Raw genomic sequence first — 20,180 nt, 5'->3', positions numbered from 1 at the left:
CAATTTGTTGATGATATACGGTAAACAATCATTTAGTTATCCTTGCGACAAAAAAATAGGAGGAAAGTAAAATACCTTCCTCCTTTCGTAGTTAACCTACTATTTGTTATTCAACATCGCCAAGACCATCGTTACCGCTTCCGCTCTTGTTGCATTCTCATTCGGTGCGAATCGGTTATTTCCTCGTCCCTTAATGATACCCGCTTCATTTGCAGCAGCTACATAAATTTTTGCCCACGCAGGAATGGTGTTCGCATCGGCAAAACTTGTCTTCGCATTCGGATCGACCTTGAGCTCTAACGCACGAGCGATCATGACCGCCATTTCTGCCCTTGTAATGTTACGATCCGGCTGGAATGTTTGATCGCCATAGCCTTGTAATATGCCTGCAGCTGTCGTACGAGCAATGAATGGAATAGCCCAGGCTGGGATCTTCTCAAGATCGGCAAAAGTTAATTTCTTACCTTCTCCTTCCAACTTCAACGCTCGACTCAACATAGCCGCAAATTCGCTACGTGTCGTTTGTGCATTCGGTCGGAACGTACCATCTGTATAGCCTGCAATGAATCCAAGCTTAATCGCTTCTTCGATAGACGCCCTCGCCCAGTGACCAGAAACATCCGTTAATACGATACCAGTAGATGGCTCTCCGCCATTGCCGTTTGTATCTCCTGGATCTGGAGTATTACCTCCATCTCCCGGTGTACCTGTACTTGGGTCTCCACCGTTTCCGCCGCTATTCGTTTCGACGCTTACAACTGGACCATTAGTACTCCAATTTCCCGCTGCATCACCCGCTTCGATCTTAAAGCTGTACTTCGTTCCAGCATTCAATTCCGAGATATCAACGGAATTCGCAGCTCCATTAACTGTGACGTTTTTATTGCCGCCGTCCCAAGTGACTTTGTACTGAGTGACATCGACAGCATCAATTGCAGCCGTCCAACTCAAAGTTAAGCCATTCGTCGTAATTTTTGTAGCCGTTGCTGTCGTATTTGCCGGCCAATTCGGCGCCGTCAAGTCGTCTGATGTTGAAGGTGCTGATTGCACGATCACTTTTTGCAAAACATTACCCGGATAATCTTCAACGTTAGCAACTGCAATAATTGTACCTGCATTTGCATACATAGCTGGATCAAATTCAACAAACGTTAACGTTAAATCTTGAGGTCCATCAGTAAATTGTGCGCTAATCGTTTCTGCTAACGTTGGTGCTGTACCTACAGTCGTGATAACATCTTCAAGTTCACTAATGGACTCGAGTCCTACAACGTTTACAGTTGCACTGACTGTTTCATTTATGCCCACTAATTGTCCACTTACTGTAAACATTCCTGTCTGCTTATATTGTGCAGGCTTTACATGATCCCATTTAATTCCTAACGTTTTAATACTTTCATCCTCAAAAGTAACATCGATTGTAACTGGTAAGGACGGAGCCGTTCCCAGTTCAGTAGTCAAAGAATCGATAGTTTCAATCGACGAAATCTTATACGTTTTCTCGATATGAATCGTATACGTTTTCGTGCCTGCTGATGTAATTTCCGATAAAACTAAAGTGTTTCTTCCATACTTTAAGTTAGGCAGTTCTATTGCTGTTGTATAATCGGTAAATTGATCCGTTATATCATTACCATTGAGCTCCACCTTTGTGCTTGATCCAGCCAATATCGGCTCAGGTCTAACCAAGGTGATCGGCTGTGAATCATCGTTAATAGATGCTTCATACTGATACCAGGTTGGATTAAAATCACCGGATATTGTTGCATTACCCAAATTGAAATTAGTACCATAATTTACGTAGGTCGGATTTGAAGTAATCTTGAAATCGTCCATGTAAACCGTTGAATTAATTCCTCCAAAACCTACTCCGCCATAAGTGTAGGTTCCATCGTCTACTGTCAATAATGTGGATCCGTCTACAACAAACCCGACTTTACCGCCGTACGTCTGGATTTGGAGATCATGCCAGTCGGTAGCAACGAATCCTTCTGGTACCGCACTCTTCCCGAGCGAGATATCACTTGAAGAAGTATGCTTATTCACTTCGAAATATGGAGTTCCTGCTGGAAATCCGTTTGTGCCATTTTTATTTCTTCTGTAGATCACTTGATAGGCTGCAGGATTTTTTGCTGTTGTTCCATTAATAACTGCGGTCATTACATAGATGGTGAAATTATCATATGCTTGTCCAAGTACATTTTCTGTACCCCATCCACCAAACTTCCACTTCAAATTAAATATATAGTTATTCCATGACGCACCTGTTTCATAAAAGTTCGATCCATCTGCATTAACATTTTCCAATATTTTATTATCCGGATCGTTTGAATCAGCAATAACGCTCATTGTCGATCTATTATTCGGAGCGAAGTCCGGCGTGACACCATCTTCAAAACTTTCATCCAACCGTATCACATTGTCATTAGATGAATCATAAGCTGGTGCGGTAGGTGTGGATATTGAGCCAGGATCAGCTGCATCTTCCCCGCCATAAATATACAGCTGGTCGTAATAACTGATGCCGAAACCATCTTCAGAACCGATCGAAACGTTATTGAAACTTGTCAATGTAGTAGTAGTGGAGACCAATACATCATCGATATACAGTTTCACATCGCTGCCACTTGTATAATCCCATTTCAGCTCATGCCAACCATATGTGCGAGGAACAGCAGTTGATGTTACCGCACCATCATTGGACATAACATAATAGTTGCTATCCACAACCGCATCTATTCCTAGACCGAGAATATGAGTACCGTCATCTGCTCTTGCTAGTGATTTGACTCTTGAGGAATTTTGAACCCCAGAATCGTAAGAAGCGAGATTATTATTTTGTCTATCAAACATTTTTACGGTAACAATTTTATTTAGGTCATCCGTAAAGCTTCTGTACAGTACTGGCTTCGCACCTGTCGCTTTATTGCTATCGACTTTTAGGCCTTGCTTACCATCGAGAACGCCCTCTGACATCCATTCGGTTGTAATCACTGGTACAGTACCTTTGTATGACCATTTCGAAAATTCAATACCATTTTCAAAATCTTCCTTGAAATAAATATCATCTGGTTCACTTACGATATGGCTAGCTCGCAAATAGGCACTTGGGAAATTCTTCGTAACGCCAATTAGATCATACTCCATTAAAGTATCGTCAAAAGTACCGATTTGACTAACAAGAGAACCATAATCAATATTGGTGTTTGTTAGCTTTATGCTGTCTCCATATTGATAGATCGTGTTCAATTCAACATTAAAGTTCTGAGGATTTACTACTTTTAGATTACTGAGTTCAAACCCAGAAGCCCCTACATCCAAATTGATGCCGTTAGGTGCGAAGTCCGTCATACTAGGGTTAGATCCTACATTGTCTATAATCATCTGATTAATATAGTTAGGTTTGGATTGGCCTGAACCTCTGTATAAATTCATTGAGAAGAATGCGCCATCATCTCCGCCATCTTGTTGACTATCGTGCAGGTAGATGTATGAGAAGTTGTTGTGATGGGCATATAAATCAGTCATAATATTATAATTTTTATCACCGTTAGGAAAATCTACGTTAGGATTGCGGTTATAACCGCCTGTAATAAATATTCCTCTTCTTGGCGTGTTGTAAATTTCCAGATGTGAAAGCGTGTTATAACCTGAATTATTGATCGTAACACCCGCAGTTTGACCAACTAACTGACCGATATCGTGAATAATCGAATTCGTAACGGTGTTATCTCTGCTATACCCATCTCCATTATCATCTCCGCCAGTGCCAGGGTAACCGCCCTCGATATTAACACCGCCATGTCCGGTATGTTCGATAAGGCTATCTTCAATCATCGTATGCTGGTTGGCCAAATAAAGCTCTATTCCAAACATACCCGCATTTTTAATATGCGTTTTGGATATTGTGATGTTATTCGTGTTGGACAATGTAATAACACCAACCTGAAACTCTACTCTTTCAGATTGTTCAGCATATGACGGTTGTGTGCTATTAGCTGCTTCTGGCGGGTAGTACCCTAAGCCAACACCAGCATCTCCCCAGTTCCAACCGTAGGCATAATAGTCAGGGAAATTCGTATCTTTAAATGTTAAACCGCTGAATGTTATATGCGATACCATGCTTGTACGAGATTCACCTTTAATATCGATGATTTTTTCTACAGCAGGGATGACGATATTCTGATCTTCTATATTTCCCGAATCAGCTAGCGGATAGTAATAGAGATATCCCGTTTTTTTGTTATAATAATATTCTCCTGGTTGGTCCAAAAAACCTAAATTCCCCTGTAAAAAGTATCTAGCGTTAGTTCCTGTTGCATATTTCGGACGATATTTATGCGGTTCTCCTGGCACTGTTTTGTAGGTCAATGTATGTGATGAAGTATTAATACCCGCTACCGGAATCGTATCTGTCATCCAATCCCAGTATCCCCCGTCCCACATATATACTTGTGCATCTAACTCGCCGCGCGTCTGTGCATTTACTAAGCCAGCTAATGATTCTGCATCCAGATCAGCCGCTTTATACACTAATGAAGAAATTCCACCGCCGGCTGATCTCATATATTCAGTGGACGAAGCTGGAAATCTAGGGTCAACCTTTTTATTTTTCGTGCGTGCCATCGTTGCACGGGCATCATTTACATATAATGTATTGAAGTCTACTTCTGTTCCCACATTCGTTTTATACACATTTCCTGCAGCAACTGCAGGTAAATCTGCATCCGCGTCTGTACGAGTTACTGACTCCCATGCCGATGTCACTTTATTACCACCGATAAATTGCGCGCTACCCAATTCATCCAGATTTCTGTAGATAACGTCGAACCCATTTGTTCCCGAATCACTTTCATTGAAAGTAATCGGCTCATTTACATAATAATTGCCCGAAGCAATAAATACGTAAATATCTCCTGTCATTTCTTCGTTAATTAAGCGAACGGCATCCCTAGCCGCTTGCATCGTAGCGAATGGATGGTCGTAAGACCCATTATTGGTGTCGTTACCGGTTGGTGAAACAAAAAATTGTGCTTGTATTCTGCCTTCCGTCATGCTTGAGGCTTGTACACTAACTCCCGAGCCTAGCAATGTCGTGATTAGCATACTCAGAACAATCAAAAAACTTAATTGCTTTTTAAGCATTTCATTTTCCCCCAGTCGTTTATTAAATAAACATGTATAAAGCTGTTTTTGAGCTTATTCATAAGTCTTCGATGATCAAGCAACTACATTTGTTAAACCGCTTACAAAACGAAAAAACTTAGTGGAGCTAAGGACCTATGTATCATTTTCTCTATTTGAATCCCCCCCAGTTACATTTGAAATCTCTTATTCCGACTACAATTCCATACTACTTTCAACTCGTATAATTAACAGTACAAAAAGTGATAAAATCCCCCATATTTCGATAAAGCATCCTCTAAATAATGGATCTCCCTCTAAATTGTTGATGTTACGAGGTAAACAAATACTAAGTTAACCCTTTATATTCAAACGATTCAAAGGTCGAGTTCCCTTCGATGTGCCCCTTAACGCCCTTCGCATAGATTCCGACGCGAGGAGCCGTAAAGCATAAAAATCGCGTATGGCGTTCGGGAAATAGAAATTCCGCAGACAATTCCATTCCAATATCCGTATAAGTTTCCCCATCTAGTGAATAAGAGAAAGTGAAAGTTTTCGAATCTGAGTGTAATTGCGCTTTGAGCCATACTGCCGAGGAAGCTTCCATTGGGAGCGATACCCTCTTGAGATTTTTTTTGCCGACAGCAACGTATTGATCAACCTCCAGGTAGAGTCCATCCATCTCCTGGTTTTCATGTCGTCGACTTACATCGAAGGCCTGCCCAGTAGTTTGCCCGAGTCCGTTCCGTATAGAGAAGAACAGAAACGCGTCGGAATCACGGTAGAGAGTCAATCCCGCTTCTTCTCCTCGGGTCTTCGAATCAAATACTAGCTTCGTCGTCACTTCGAAGCCGAAATGCTTCCATCGCCGGGTTAAAATAAGTGTAGATTGAAGTCCATAGGGGATGAACGGCTTACAGAATATTCGAAGTCCTTCAGGCGTTAATCGGAATCCATCATCTACTGGATGACGTACCCACTCCCATTCTGGAGACAATTCCTTCCCAGAAAATGTATCTAACGATTCGAAGTTCGATACGTCCATATTCTTCATGTACGGAATCGTAATCTCATCCATCGGAATTCCCTCATCCCCGACAACGAACCAATCATCTTCTGTCCAAATCACTGGCTGTAGAAACGTTTCTCGGCCGAGTGGGCAGAAACCGCCAGGCGTAAGAGGCCGGCCTCCAAGATGATACATCCACCAACTTCCAGATTCATCCTGCACCAATTTTCCGTGGCCCGCTTTTTGAATGCGTTTCTCTGGATCCTTCTGAGTAAGTACTGGATTGTGCGGACATGGTATGTAAGGCCCCCAAATCGAACGACTCCTCGCTAGCGTTTCCTTATGCTCGAAGAAAGTGCCTCCCTCTGCGAGCATAAGATAATACCAATCATTTCTCTTTACTAGATGAGGTGCTTCTGGGGCGGAACCGCCAGTTCCTGGCCATACTTGCTTCGCTTCTCCGATGAGTCGCGAGCCATCCCGCGCCATCTCATGTACCCAACCGCCACCGAATGCCAAGTAGCGCTTTCCGTCATCGTCGTTGAAGATAGACGGATCAATAAAATGATGATTCAACTCTATCGCTTCGCTATAAGGGCCTTCTGGACGATCCGCGGTAAACAATAGATTCGTACATCTTGGTTGCCCGTGATAATACGGCACGACGACCCAAAACTTCTCATCATAATATGAGATGTCCGGCGCGAATACGCCGAATGAATCCGGCATTCCAGTCAAATCTAATTGACTCTTGCGAGTGATAACATGACCGATCGGTTTCCAGTGAACCAAGTCCTGAGAGTGAAGAACTTGAACGCCAGGGAAAAACTGGAACGTTGACGTTACCATGTAATAGTCCGATCCGACGCGCACAATCGAAGGATCCGGATTGTCGCCTGGTAATACCGGATTCTTAAAGTTAGCTTCTTCAATAAAGTTCATTCTGCTTAATCCTCCCTCCGCGTAAATGTGAATATTTCGTTTGCATCTTCCCACGTGTTCCAGAAACAGGCACCAGTGAGTTGCTGCCATCGCTCTTCAACGACAGGATCGACGAATCTATCTGGTACTTCAAGCATGGAATCTGATTCCACTATCATGAACAGGCTTAATCCTTCCCGAAAAATTCGCAATGAAATAATGCCCGCTTCCTGCATATATTTCTTATTCAGTTCGGGAATTTCGTTATGAAGCTGCTCATAATGTTCAACTTGATCAGCATATAGCTTAGCTATTTTACATACGATTGTGCGCGTCGTAGACACGGATACCACCTCACTATTTCGACTTATTTATCCATCTTTTTCAATTCCTCTATATAATCTGGTATCAGAATGACACGGCTTTCCAAGCGCGATTTTTCCGCGGCGAATGCAATAAGATGACTTTTAATAGAAGCGTCTGCCCCGGTAAGTGCTTTATCCCTACCGTCGCTTTGTACCAATCGCACAAAGTCATGCATAATACCGCTATCTCCTCCACCATGTCCTGCCAAATCATTATCTAACTGGATTGTTTCCGTCTCGCGAGTACTAAAGTTTGTTACTTCAATTACATTCTTGTCCGTACTCGCCCGAATTTGTCCAAGTGAGCCCATCAGCTTCATCGATCGACCGCCTTCTAAAGTAAAAGCACTCATGGTAAAGGACACAGTTACTTCATTGGCAAATTCCATATTAACTACCTGATGATCTACCACATTATTATCGCAATGATACACACATCTCCCGTAAATCCCATCTTTCAACTGACGAAGAACACCCTCGTCGCTTGTATCATTGCTAACAACGGCACGGAGCACTTCTCCTACCCAGTCATCCCGCTCCAGATACGTCTTAGGCGCATAATATGGGCATGTATCTTGAACAGGACAACCATCCAAACAGTACTTAGGAGCTCCTTCCGGCGCATTCTCTTTTTTGAAATGAGTCAAGGAGCCAAATGAAGAGACTTTTGTACAATCCGAATCCACCAGCCATTGAATGATATCCATGTCGTGACAGCTTTTGGCTAGAATCATCGGGCTTGACACTTCCGAATCTCGCCAATTTCCTCGGACAAAGCTGTGTGCCTGATGTCGATGCTCCACGTTTTCCGTATGTTGTATCGAAATAAGGTTGCCAATCTGTCCACTCGCAATGATTTCTTTGATTTTGGAGAAAAAATCAGTATAGCGAAGCACGTGGCAAATCGAGAATACACGATTATATTTCTCAGCATATTCACCCATAATGATGCATTCTAACGGATCGGGTGACATCGGTTTTTCCAATAGTACGTGATACCCTTTCTCCAATGCCTTAATCGAAGGTTCGAAATGCATTTTATCTTGTGTACAAATTAGAATAGCATCCGCTAGTTTAGGACCTGCAAGAAGTTCCTCCCAATTTGCAAAACAATTCTCTTCTGGAACAAAATGTGCTTGCTGGAATAACTCTCTCCGCTTTGGATCGGTATCCGCAACAGCAACAAATTGTATTTCTTCCGGATATTTTAATGCGTAAGGAGCATACGATCCCGCGCCTCTTTGCCCTGCCCCGATTAACACTGCTGTAATTTTCCTCATATCCATTTCCACTCCTTAAATGCCTATAGAAAAGGGAACTTTCCCCCGCTATATCCACGAGTAGGATAGCTCCCTCAACTATAAAGCTTACTTCAAATATTTATTTGCTGTTTACTTGGCGCCAAGCATCCAATTGCTTTTGTTTTTCAGCAATGATCTTCTCAGATCCTGCTGTTTTAAGCTTCGCAACGAACTCTGGCAGAACTTTTTCTGGATCTGCTGTACCTGAAGAAAGTGCGGCCAAATACTGGTCGATTACCGCTTGGGTTTGAGCAATCTCTGATTTAACAGGTTCTACGTCGAAGGTAAATCCCAAAATTGGCGATACATCGGCTTTTTTGTTCAACTCATCCCAAACTGCAGTCATATTTTGAGTCTCGTTCTGGTTTTGCCAAACGATCATATTGTTACCGAATACCCATGGAACGACCGGATCATAACCACTGTCTTTGATTTGTTCGATCTTGTTTTCGCCAACCTTCTTATAGTTAACGTCTTCAATTCCGTAGTTAAGTAAATTTGAAACCTCTGGATCACTATTTAATAGCTCGATAAACATCATTGCACGTTCCGGATTCGCGGAAGTTTTGGAAATTGCTGTAAGCGTTGCTGATGCTAAGGAAGTCGTTACTATCGGTTTCGTAATTAATTTGTCATACCACTCCACACTAGTTAATGACTTCAATTTGCCGAACTGATCATAAGAGCTCGTCGAATCAAAATCTAGTCCCGCTGGCATTACTGCCGCGTATTTCGCTATTTTACGATCAGAGGAAACATCCTTAACCGTTGCTGCATCTTTACGCAAATATCCTTTGTTATACCAATCATGCAACATAGTAATGAAACCTTTGTATTCCTCGGACTCATATTGATTCACAACTTTCAAATCTGAATCTACTAAGGAAATAACCCCTGGTGATTTGGCATCACCGATGCCATCGAATCCATGCATGTTAAGATTAAATAAATCCGATGCTGTGGAGAATTCTAGAGGTACCTTATCCGGTTCCCCGTTTTTAACGGCTGCCAAATATGGCTCTAAGTCAGACTGCTTAGTAACCGATTTCCAATCGAAATTATACTTATCCGCTAATTCCTTTTGAACCATGATCCCTTGACCAGCCGCCATCGTTTGATAGTTGATGACACCGTAAATATTACCGTTTACCCTAGCCGCTTCCCAAATTTTAGTAGGTACGCCAGCTTTCGTAAGTGGTGCATACTGATCCATCAGATCATCAATCGGAAGGAAAGCTCCTTTGGCTGCATTAGCAAAATAGTTGTTAAACCAAGATGCAGTAAATGCAAGGTCGAACTTTTCACCAGAAGCGATCATGACCGTCATTTTTTGTTCATAGTTACCGAAGTCAAGTGCATTTAATTTGACAGTTGCATTAATCTTTTTCTTTGTAATTACGTTCAGCGCATCTTCGATTGCCTGTTGGTTCTTTTGCGGCGGAGCGACATAATAGTAACTCAACTCTACTGGAGCTAGTGAATCATTAGTTGTTCCTTTTGAATCGGATGTGGGTGATGGCGTATTCTGTTTATCCGCCCCGCATCCGGATAATAGAGCAGTTACTGAAAAAATACCCACCATTGCTAGTGCTGCCCATTTGGAACGACTTGATTTTTTTTTCATCATTTCGAAAAACCTCCCTTATATTTATGAAGCCTATATGTGAATGCAGATAATCCGCAATATCACCGAACTTAACGTACCGTTTACTTTATTCCTTAACGGCACCTACGCTTAAGCCTTTGACAAAGTAACGTTGAAGGAACGGGTAAGCTATTATTATCGGCCCAATCGCCAATATACATAACGCCATCCTTGCTGTTTCTCCAGGTATCTCTACGACAATATTCCGAGCTGCCGAGAATGCTGCAAGAGCATCAAGATTAGATAAGACGGATTGAAGTAAGAGTTGAAGTGGGAACAAGTTGCGGTTTTCAATAAACAACAAACCAAGCCACCAATCATTCCAATAAGCTATCGAGTTAAGCAGCGCAATCGTTGCAAAAGAAGGTAACGATAACGGTGCTACGATTTTGAAAAAAATAAGCCATTCCCCAGCACCATCAATTCGAGCGGATTCCATAATAGATTCTGGAATAGTACGGAAGAAATTTCGCATTAAGAGCACATTCCATGCAGAAACCAAGTACGGTACGATCAGTACGAAAATCTGGTCTTTCATATCTAAATACTGTGTGATCAGAATGTACCAAGGCACCAAACCACCATTAAACAGCATCGTGAAAAAAACGTAGAACAGAACCGGTCGGCGGTAACGTAATTCACCGCGTGATAATGGATAAGAGAGTAAAGCTGTTACTATTACACTTAGCACTGTACCTACGACAGTTACGAATATGGTCACGCCGTAAGCATTAAATAGACTTGCAGATGATTTCATTACGTATTCATAGGCGAACCATGTGAAATTTTCTGGAATGAGACTATACCCTGAGCTAGCTATTGTTCTCTCATCTGATAATGAAATCGAAAGCACGAGCACCAGTGGCAATATACAAAAAAGACTGAAAACTGCTAGAATCATGTTACTAATGATTTGACCTGAAGATATCTTTCTGCGTTTCTGTATCATCATGTACCTCCTCCCCATTTAGAATAATGCGTTTTCACTATTGAACTTGCGTACAATCCAATTGGATAAAACGACAAGAGTAAAACCAACTACAGATTGATATAATCCAATCGCTGAAGACATTCCGATATCTCCCATCGTTCTAAGAGCACGGAAAACATAGGTATCAATAACATCGGTCGTACTGAACAACAAGCCACTTTCTCTTGGTAAGTTATAAAACAGACCGAAATCAGCATAAAATATTTTGCCAAGCTGTAACAAGAATAACGTCACGATAATCGGCATTAACATAGGAAGGGAAATACTAAGTGCTTGACGAATTTTTCCGGCCCCTTCCATTTCAGCCGCTTCGTAATACGAATTATCGATTCCTGCTAATCCAGCGATAAAGATAACACTCAAATAACCAACAGTTTTCCATAAGTTAGCAATTGGGAGGATGTATCGCCACTTCTCTGCATCCGAGTACCAATTCACGGATTCGAAACCTAACGCATTTAACAATTGATTGACGATCCCTAGATCAACGTTAAACATTGCATATGATATATAGCCTGCAACTACCCATGACATAAGAAAAGGAAGGAACATCGCGCTTTTATAAAATCCCGATAGATGGCTATTTTTTATGTCATTAAGTAGTAGAGAAAAAAATAAAGCAACAAGTAATCCACTTACAATAAAAATACCATTGTAATAAATCGTATTAAATGTAATCCTTGCAGCATCTTGGGAGCTAAAGAAAAATTCAAAGTTTTTAAACCCTGCCCAATCGCTTCCCAAAATACCTTTTGATAAATTAAAATCCTTAAAAGCCAAGATGACCCCGAACATTGGAATATAGTTAAAAACAAACAATAAAAGTATTCCTGGAATCATCATTGTATAGAATGCTCGTTGGGTTTTCCATTCGCTTCTCGATGGCAAAACAGACTTTAATTTTTTTCCAATACGTGAATGACTTCTAACTGCTACCTCAGATCCTTTATTCATCTCTGTAATAAATCCCCTCTCTCATAGAACCATATTTTCTAATTCTGGTTGCTCTTTTGCTCAACTTCACTGTACAATGGCACTCACCAAATAAATACTATAAAATGCAATCCAGCCACCAATTTTAGTCCTGTTGGCTCTCAAAATAATAACTTTTTCTATAATATGTTGACTTTCTATAGCAAAAACAGAATTACATATTTATAATCAATAGGTATTAACGATTATAAAATACTAGAGATTACAGGAGACTTGTACCTATGATTTTTCCCTTTAAGTCCTATCAAAACAGTTTGTTTGCCAAATTGCTGATCTCTTTGACCATTATGTTGACCGTCCTTATATCAGGGTTGTCCCTTCTTTTGTACCAAAATTACTCATCATCTTCCCTGAAACTTATCAATCGTATGGATTCATCAAAACTATCTCAAATTAGCTATAGCGCTAATTATATGGAAAATTTATCTAAAAATTTTATGGATTCCCTCATCACAAGTCCATACACATCTATTCTTCTATACAATAAGGAAGATGACATGTACTTGCTCGGTGATGCGCTACGAAATCTTAACAACCTTACTCTGCTTCAAGATTATGTTTCTTCCGTTTACACGGTCAATCTCACGCTAGATCGGATTACTTCTACTGAAACTAGTCGCTTTTACAATGTAAGCGATTTCTATGATCAAAATATTATTAGCATACTGAAAAATATGAACATAGTAACGCCTTCTTCTATGCCTATAGCTCGATCAATACCGAATGGATATAATGTGAGTGACCCATCGCAGCATACGAATGTATATACTTACATCGTTCCTTATTGGAATGTCTCAGACAAGCATCCAGATAAAGCCGTTGTAGTCAACATCAAATCAAACCAGCTAAGTGGCCTAATTACTTCGTTGAATGCCAAATCAGAAACGCCAGGTAATCACATTACGGTGATCGATTCGAATGGTTTAATTGTCAATGACACCAATAACAACTTATTTTCTAAAAATTTGAAGCAGACGGAATACATCCAGAAAGTTTTGGATTTTCAAACTCCAACAGGAAACTTCAAAATTAAAATAGATAACGAGCTTTATAATGTGAATTTTGTTTCTTCCGATAATCCTAACTGGAAATTTATTAGTCTAACATCATACAATTCGTTTATGGGTCCTGTTAATTCTATTAAATTTTCTACCTTGATCATTTGCCTTGTCGTTTTATTATTCGGGTTGCTCACTTCCATTATTATGTCGAGATCTATTTATGCCCCCGTTGGCAAGTTGATGAACATTGTCCGCCAGAAATTAAAAGCTCCATATAGCAACGAAGCTTCTTCGGCGGATATTCATTTTTTGCATAATGCATTTAGCGAAATGATAATGAAAACCGAGGAACTCGAGCGGAAACACAGAAATCATCATCACAGCCTAAAAAACAGCTGGCTAAAAGATATTCTTCAAGGAACTATTTTTTTAAGCACCAAAGATTTGCTAAGCAAGCAAAAAGAATATGGCTCTAATGTCGATTTGAACGAACCTCTCCAGCTTGTATTATTCCGTTTGGATCATTATCAATCGTTTTTGGAAGCTTACAATGAAAGTGATCGTGCTTTATTGAAATTTGCAATCGCTAATATCATTAGCCAAATTGCCTCGAAGAAATATGATAACGAAGTCATAGAATTAGATTCGGATAAGATTGTGTTGCTTGCGGAATTAAAGGCACAACCATTAGAAGAAAACGTTGAGGAAACGATTTTCGAATTGACGAAAACCATTCAAATTGCAGTGTCTGAATACTTGAAGTTTTCGCTGTCTGCCGCGATCAGCTCACCGATCGCTCCCAATGAACTGCTATCCCAGTCGTATTCGGAAATCTATTCCCTATCTCTCTATCGTATGATGGTAGGACACGGCTGCATCTTATCTCCATCTTTCATGGAAACAATTATACAGGAGCCTCGTGCTTATCCAGAAGGGAAAGTGAAGTTACTGCTCGATTGCCTAAAACTGGGACAACAAGATAAAGCGCTGAAAGCCTATGATGAGTTTTTCCAAGTCTATTCTGGGGCTACTTATGAAAGTATTCTTTCCTCGATGATGCACCTCATGTTTATGATCCGCAGTACTTTCATAAACATGATTAATAGCAATAATCCTAGACTGACAAACGCAATTCAGAGTTTCTCGACGAATATCGAACTATTTGAAACGAAGGACGATATTCGGGAATCAATGGCTAATATATTTACGGAAATCGTCAAAACTGTGGACCATAATAAACAAAATAAGCACAACGTCCTCACCGCAAGAGTTATCAAAATGATTGAAGAACAATACCAAGACAAAAATCTAAGCTTAAGATCGATTGCCGATGAACTTCAAATGTCGAGTAACTACTTGGGAAAACATTTCAAAGAGATGACCGACAAATCCGTTTCCGAGTACATTACGAATATCCGTATGTTTCATGTTAAACATTTACTAGATAGCAGTAATTTAACTACAAAAGATATATTGGAACAATGTGGTTTTGAAGAAACTAACTATTTCTATACGATATTCAAAAAACATTGTGGCATGTCGCTAACGGAATACCGATTATCCGAAAAGAATATGTAAATGAAAAAGGCAACGAGTATGATCTCGTTGCCTTTTAAGTATTCAGATTAGACGAATAGCTGTTGCTTATCGAATAGTCGGTAAAGTTCCTGCTTATCTTCGTCACTAAAACTAACCCCATCGCAATAAGCTATGTTTTTCCTCAAAGAGCTCAAAGATGAGGTCCCCATCAAGCTCACATGAATATCTGGATTGCTTAAGCTAAAACGCATTGCAGGTTCTATCAATCCTTTAGGCTCTGACTTTCGTAAAAACCGTATCATTTCCAATCTCCGCTCAACATCTATCATGTTTTCCTCTTCCAAAAAGTGAGCCGGTGCATCTGCAAGAACGCCCATACCAAGTATGCTGCCGTTCATTACGCCAATACCCATTTCTTTGGCTAGTGGCAATACTTCGTCTTTGGCCGTATGGTCAATAAGCATGTAGCGGGCATAAAATTGGATACTATCGAATAATTCCGTTTTCATATACTGCAGCAAAAGCGGTAGATTTCGCGTCGTCACGCCAAGGTAGCGAATTTTCCCATCTTGTTTTAGCTTTTGAAGCGCCGGAATAGTCTCTTCGATGATCATTTCCCAAGGTTGATATTCCACATCATGAATTTGAAGTAAATCGATCCAATCCGTTTGCAATCTTTGCAAACTATCTTCTACAGACCGAATCGTGCTTGCATAATCGTATTGGCGATCGGAACGAACGGCTTTCGAAGCTAGAATGACTTGGTTCCGTCTCCCTCCAATCAACGCCTTTCCAATTCTACGCTCGGATTCGCCGTCACCGTAAATAGGCGCAGTATCGATTAGATTAACTTCAGAGTCCAATGCTTCATGAATTAATCGTTCTACTTCCGCCTCATCCGTTTGACCATATACTCCTCCAAGAGGTGCACCACCTAAGCCAAGCTTTGAAACTTTGAGCCCCATATTACCGAATGTTGTAAATTGCATGTCGTCATCCCCGCTTCATATTTATGTCGGCTGTTTTATTGTACTCGTCCCTGTAGCATTGGCTTATGTTCCTCTTGCCAAGGCATATCATAGGTTGGCTGATTAACATAACGCTCCATCTGAGCCTGCAAAGTAATGCCAGTTCCCGCTGGTAGCAGTAGCTGCAGGTGTTTATCCCCTACTGTTACAGAGTCCATTACTTCACCCTTTTGATTCATAATCTCTACTTGCATAAATCGATGTTCACCAAACATTCCTGCTTGAACGATCATTTCCTGATCATCGAATAAACTCGTATTAACCAGATGAAGAGTAACCGAATCCGCTGTCAGCTTCTCTACCAGCGCGGAGATGCCAGAAGGTAATCCTGGTCGTTTGGCTCCAACGTCGAAATAACGTACGCGACCATGCTGCAAACCACCGTGAGAATTGTGCATCGGAGCCCCTAAAGTTAACTGCACAAGTCCTTCAAAATAAATCGGACACATCTCTTGCCATGCATGTATGCTAGAGAAATCACCCTCGCTGTACTGCTGCGACCAGTTATGCGGATCACCTTCTGCTGAACGCATTTTGGCAAGCTGTTTGCCAATAAGCTCATAGTTCGCAGATAAAATTTGCTGGGGATAATCCGGATTAAGTCCGCGAATATATTGATACCAGGGCTGCATATTACCAATATAATGCTTCGTATTCCGTCCCGTTTTCTTGTCGGTGCCTGACATCGTTGGGACGAGAACCTCGTTCCAATCGTGATTTTTCGGGATGCGCTCTACACGTTCAAGATCTTCATCCTCCATCGACATAAACCACAAATATACCGGATAATGTGGAGTAGCTTCACGATAGTCTGTCCAACCATTATCGAAATGCTTGTGCGGAACGACCCATTTATCCTCTTGCTTTTGACGCAGCTCCCAATTTCGATCAAGCTGTTCCCTAGCTAGCTGTAATTTCTTCATATCCCCAGTAAGCAAGACTGCATTCATACACGCATTCGTAATCGGCTCGATAATCGTTAGGAAACCATGCGGCCAGCGCCAGCCATAATATCCGCCCCACCATTTTCCATCGTTATATTGTCCGATTTCGCCAGACAAACCAATATTGTCAGGGATGATGCCGCCATTTTCCCTCGTTCTTTCTTCCCAAGCACTTAAATATGCTTTGATTACATCACGAAACCGTTCATCACCCGTATGAAGAAAAGCGTTCGCGAGCAGGCTTGTCACATTCAAATTCAGTGGGACATCACCGCTATTCATCCGTTCATTCATCATATGAATAATATGCTGATAGGTTGTATCATCTGACCATGGACATTTTCCACTTGCGAAATCCACACCTGGAATATCTTCGAATGGAGCCAAATAATCATCTAAAATACCACGATGCGTGCTCCAATCCTCTTCCGTTACTTGAAACCTCGGGCCTAAACTACCTGTTATAGGAGAGCGGATCAGCTTATTTTCTTTATCATAGTTGAGAGCATCTGGATCGTCGCCTGTGTACATATTGGCAAAACGTACAGCACGCTGGCGATCTTTAGGCGTTGCAGGCCCCGCTAAACCGAGGAAATACAAATAGAGATAACCTTCGCCATGATGCATCCAATCATAATAACGATCAAACTCTCGGTGGATTTGCCCATATTCCGTCCATTGCCAAGTTATACCTTCCCATATTTTACGTGATTGCTCATGTAATTCAGTACTTCCTCCTAGAACATATAGAAGTGCCAAATTCATAAAACCTTCATAGGGATCATCTGAACCATCCATACCTGGCCAATCACTGCGCCAAATTAAGGTGCCATCTGCATGTGTGTAACGTGCAATAAATTGTTGCGCCGCTTGATTAAGAGTTCGAAACAACTGCTGCTGCTGCAACGCCCATTGCGGGGGGGTCACTTGCTCAGATGACTTAATTTGGACAGGCTTTCTATCAAGCTGATTCGCATTCATTATGTCTCTTCCCCTTTTGCATTTCATGATCCTTCTCATAAAAAAGCTTAACAAGATCCCATGTAATTGAGAACATTGAATAATAACGATTCTCTAAAATAACTACAATAACGACTACTTTTATTTAATTTTTCTCTAAAATTTAATAAAAGCTTGTATTATGCTAGCTCAGCAAAATCTTGAAAGATCACTTTCGGATCTTTCGTCCCATGCAATTCGAAGATAATGAGTTCATTCTCACCCTCGCGTAATAATGGAGCTGGTATATACAATGTTTTTTGCGGTCCGATTTCCCAATATCGCCCGAGATTGAATCCGTTAATGTAGGCGACTCCTTTTGTCCAGCCTTCCAATTTCAAGAACGTATCGCCAATTTCTTCTACTTGGAGCTTCCCTTTATAGAAGGTAGGTGTAAATGATTCGTTAGGCAGTTCTTCCTTAAATATGAGCTTTGCTACATCATTCAATGGAAGCGTATGAATCGTCCAGTCATAAAGAAATTGCAAACCAAGACGAACACCTTCCGTTATGCCTTTAGGATCCTTTAATTTAAATCCGTAATTGATTCGCCCTTGATTTTCCACGAGTATACTTAATACCGCACCTTCAGCTGGAATATTCAGCACGAGATCTCCATCTACGATATCCGGACCTGTATTATGCGTATTGCGTTCAACGATGCCTTGATAAACTCCATCAAGAAAGACGAGCGCGCGGTCTCTTACTTCTTGAATAGCTACTTTTGCTTGCGATACTGGCCCTTTAACTCGAGTAGTGTACAAAATAAAACCGTAATCCTGCCCCAATTTTTCCATCGCCTCGGGATAAGGGATTTGGATTGGCGAAGACAATTGTGAGAGAGAATCAAACAAACGTGCTTGTTCCCCAAGGCGTACTTCTCCATAATTTTTCTTAGCAATAGCTGGAGGTAATGCAATCTCCTCTACTTCAGCATACTTCGCAATGACTTCACGAACAGCCTTATACTTTTCCGTGATGTCTCCGGATTCATCCAACAAAGCATCATAATCATAGCTTGTTACCGTTGATTCGTATTTCCCTAGATCGTTCGCACCGTTATAAAATCCGAAATTCGTCCCTCCATGGAACATATAGAAATTAACGGATGCGCCAGCTTTAAGCATTTGATCCAGAGCTTCTGCCGCATCTTCTGGAGCTCGAACATGATGCTCTTTATTCCAATGATCAAACCAACCATTCCAAAATTCCATACAAACAAGCGGCTTATCCGGTTGATACTCCAACAGCTTTCCGAACGCTTCATCCGCTCTCGAACCAAAGTTGACGGTAGCTAGAACATCTGGAAGCAATGTCCCCCCTTGCAAGTTGCTATCGGTATAACCATCCGATGTGAATAAGAGAACGTCTACCCCGCGATTAATCATCGCATTTTTCAAATGCTCCATGTAGCTGCGATCGTTACCGAAGCTTCCGTACTCATTCTCGATTTGCATCGCAATAATCGGTCCGCCGTTTGTACATAAATACGGTAAAAATTTGGGGATTAATACATCGTAATACGCATTGATTTTAGCCAAATAGGTAGGATGACTGCAGCGCAAACGCATATGATCTTCTTTCAGAAGCCATGCAGGCAATCCTCCGAATTCCCATTCCGCGCAAATATAAGGGCTCGGGCGCACGATTACAAACAAGCCTTGCTCATCTGCGAGCTGAATGAATCGAATGACGTCCGACATATACTCGAAGTTAAATTCCCCTTCAACAGGTTCATGAAAGTTCCAAGGAACGTAAATTTCCACCGTATTCAAACCGCAGGCTTTTAACTTAACTAAACGGTCCTCCCAATATTCAGGTACGACTCGAAAGTAATGGATAGCTCCTGATAAAATACGAATAGGTTTGCCGTTAAATACGAATTGTTTTCCTTCAGTTGTAAATGTAGACATTGTTAAACTCCTTTGAATTGAAAGAGAGCTTTCATAGCACTGAGAGTCTAATTCTAATGCGCCTAGAAACTCTTTCTAATTTTTTATTCATCGTTCTTTAATTCATTGATATAATTGAATTTCAAATATTGTTAATGTTAGCTTAACTAGCCTCAACGGTTTTGAAAATAATAATAAGATATCATTTCTTCAAAAAATAAAGATTTCCAACAACTTTTTTATGACTTTTCTCTGATTTTTAATCTTTAGTGTCGAACTCTAGCGGTTTTGTCTGTGAACACTATTAATAGATTCAAAAATTGAAAAAGGCGAATTTCCATTCCATATGGAATGAGAATTCGCCTTTATTCTATGCTTTGATTAATTAGAATGAGCCATCCCCCTACAAAAGTAGGAGGATAGCTTAG

11 protein-coding genes are annotated in these 20,180 nt (G+C 41.0%); 1 reads left to right on the top strand and 10 read right to left on the bottom strand.

Going from position 1 to position 20,180, the window contains the following annotated elements:
- Positions 1-99 precede the first annotated feature (99 nt).
- From AC787_RS23795 to AC787_RS23765, 7 genes are all read right to left on the bottom strand, one after another.
- On the bottom strand, positions 100-5,145 hold the full coding sequence (locus tag AC787_RS23795; protein ID WP_054027459.1) for an S-layer homology domain-containing protein: 5,046 nt from the start codon (positions 5,143-5,145) through the stop codon (positions 100-102).
- 328 nt (positions 5,146-5,473) lie between these two features.
- Positions 5,474-7,075 (bottom strand): glycoside hydrolase family 43 protein, encoded by a 1,602-nt coding sequence (locus AC787_RS23790; protein ID WP_054027458.1) that lies wholly within the window; start codon positions 7,073-7,075, stop codon positions 5,474-5,476.
- A gap of 5 nt (positions 7,076-7,080) precedes the next feature.
- The gene (locus AC787_RS23785) at positions 7,081-7,398 is read right to left on the bottom strand and encodes an L-rhamnose mutarotase (RefSeq protein ID WP_054027457.1); all 318 of its coding nucleotides are present in this window, start codon (positions 7,396-7,398) and stop codon (positions 7,081-7,083) included.
- A 23-nt stretch (positions 7,399-7,421) separates the two neighbouring features.
- Positions 7,422-8,699 carry a Gfo/Idh/MocA family protein gene (locus tag AC787_RS23780; protein ID WP_054027456.1) on the bottom strand — a complete coding sequence of 426 codons (1,278 nt, stop codon included), beginning with the start codon at positions 8,697-8,699 and terminating at the stop codon, positions 7,422-7,424.
- Positions 8,700-8,799: 100 nt separating this feature from the next.
- Positions 8,800-10,347 (bottom strand): ABC transporter substrate-binding protein, encoded by a 1,548-nt coding sequence (locus AC787_RS23775; RefSeq protein WP_054027455.1) that lies wholly within the window; start codon positions 10,345-10,347, stop codon positions 8,800-8,802.
- A gap of 85 nt (positions 10,348-10,432) precedes the next feature.
- Entirely contained in the window at positions 10,433-11,317 is an 885-nt protein-coding gene (locus tag AC787_RS23770) for a carbohydrate ABC transporter permease (protein WP_321166161.1), read from the bottom strand.
- Positions 11,318-11,332: 15 nt separating this feature from the next.
- On the bottom strand, positions 11,333-12,310 hold the full coding sequence (locus AC787_RS23765; RefSeq protein WP_054027453.1) for an ABC transporter permease: 978 nt from the start codon (positions 12,308-12,310) through the stop codon (positions 11,333-11,335).
- A 536-nt stretch (positions 12,311-12,846) separates the two neighbouring features.
- Between AC787_RS23765 and AC787_RS23760 the strand changes: the two genes are divergently transcribed.
- The gene (locus AC787_RS23760) at positions 12,847-14,928 is read left to right on the top strand and encodes a helix-turn-helix domain-containing protein (RefSeq protein ID WP_161807563.1); all 2,082 of its coding nucleotides are present in this window, start codon (positions 12,847-12,849) and stop codon (positions 14,926-14,928) included.
- A gap of 47 nt (positions 14,929-14,975) precedes the next feature.
- On the opposite strand, the gene AC787_RS23755 is transcribed toward AC787_RS23760, so the two are convergent.
- The 3 genes from AC787_RS23755 to AC787_RS23745 form a co-directional block, all read right to left on the bottom strand.
- On the bottom strand, positions 14,976-15,878 hold the full coding sequence (locus AC787_RS23755; RefSeq protein ID WP_054027451.1) for an aldo/keto reductase: 903 nt from the start codon (positions 15,876-15,878) through the stop codon (positions 14,976-14,978).
- A 35-nt stretch (positions 15,879-15,913) separates the two neighbouring features.
- Positions 15,914-17,842 carry a hypothetical protein gene (locus AC787_RS23750; protein WP_054027450.1) on the bottom strand — a complete coding sequence of 643 codons (1,929 nt, stop codon included), beginning with the start codon at positions 17,840-17,842 and terminating at the stop codon, positions 15,914-15,916.
- A 158-nt stretch (positions 17,843-18,000) separates the two neighbouring features.
- The gene (locus tag AC787_RS23745; RefSeq protein WP_054027449.1) at positions 18,001-19,773 is read right to left on the bottom strand and encodes a glycoside hydrolase family 35 protein; all 1,773 of its coding nucleotides are present in this window, start codon (positions 19,771-19,773) and stop codon (positions 18,001-18,003) included.
- Positions 19,774-20,180: the final 407 nt, after the last annotated feature.

It is taken from the genome of Bacillus sp. FJAT-28004 (assembly GCF_001280845.1).
In the GTDB taxonomy this organism is placed as follows: Bacteria; Bacillota; Bacilli; order Paenibacillales; family Paenibacillaceae; genus Pristimantibacillus.
The sequence above is the reverse complement of the archived record's forward strand: the minus strand, read 5'-3'. Positions and strand labels throughout refer to the sequence as shown.

Excerpts from the sequence above, each read along its gene's own strand:
- AC787_RS23795 (WP_054027459.1), bottom strand. The coding sequence starts at position 5,145 with ATGCTTAAAAAGCAATTAAGTTTTTTGATTGTTCTGAGTATGCTAATC.
- AC787_RS23790 (WP_054027458.1), bottom strand. The coding sequence starts at position 7,075 with ATGAACTTTATTGAAGAAGCTAACTTTAAGAATCCGGTATTACCAGGC.
- AC787_RS23780 (WP_054027456.1), bottom strand. The coding sequence starts at position 8,699 with ATGAGGAAAATTACAGCAGTGTTAATCGGGGCAGGGCAAAGAGGCGCG.
- AC787_RS23775 (WP_054027455.1), bottom strand. The coding sequence starts at position 10,347 with ATGATGAAAAAAAAATCAAGTCGTTCCAAATGGGCAGCACTAGCAATG.
- AC787_RS23770 (WP_321166161.1), bottom strand. The coding sequence starts at position 11,317 with ATGATGATACAGAAACGCAGAAAGATATCTTCAGGTCAAATCATTAGT.
- AC787_RS23765 (WP_054027453.1), bottom strand. The coding sequence starts at position 12,310 with ATGAATAAAGGATCTGAGGTAGCAGTTAGAAGTCATTCACGTATTGGA.
- AC787_RS23760 (WP_161807563.1), top strand. The coding sequence starts at position 12,847 with ATGTACTTGCTCGGTGATGCGCTACGAAATCTTAACAACCTTACTCTG.
- AC787_RS23755 (WP_054027451.1), bottom strand. The coding sequence starts at position 15,878 with ATGCAATTTACAACATTCGGTAATATGGGGCTCAAAGTTTCAAAGCTT.
- AC787_RS23750 (WP_054027450.1), bottom strand. The coding sequence starts at position 17,842 with ATGAATGCGAATCAGCTTGATAGAAAGCCTGTCCAAATTAAGTCATCT.
- AC787_RS23745 (WP_054027449.1), bottom strand. The coding sequence starts at position 19,773 with ATGTCTACATTTACAACTGAAGGAAAACAATTCGTATTTAACGGCAAA.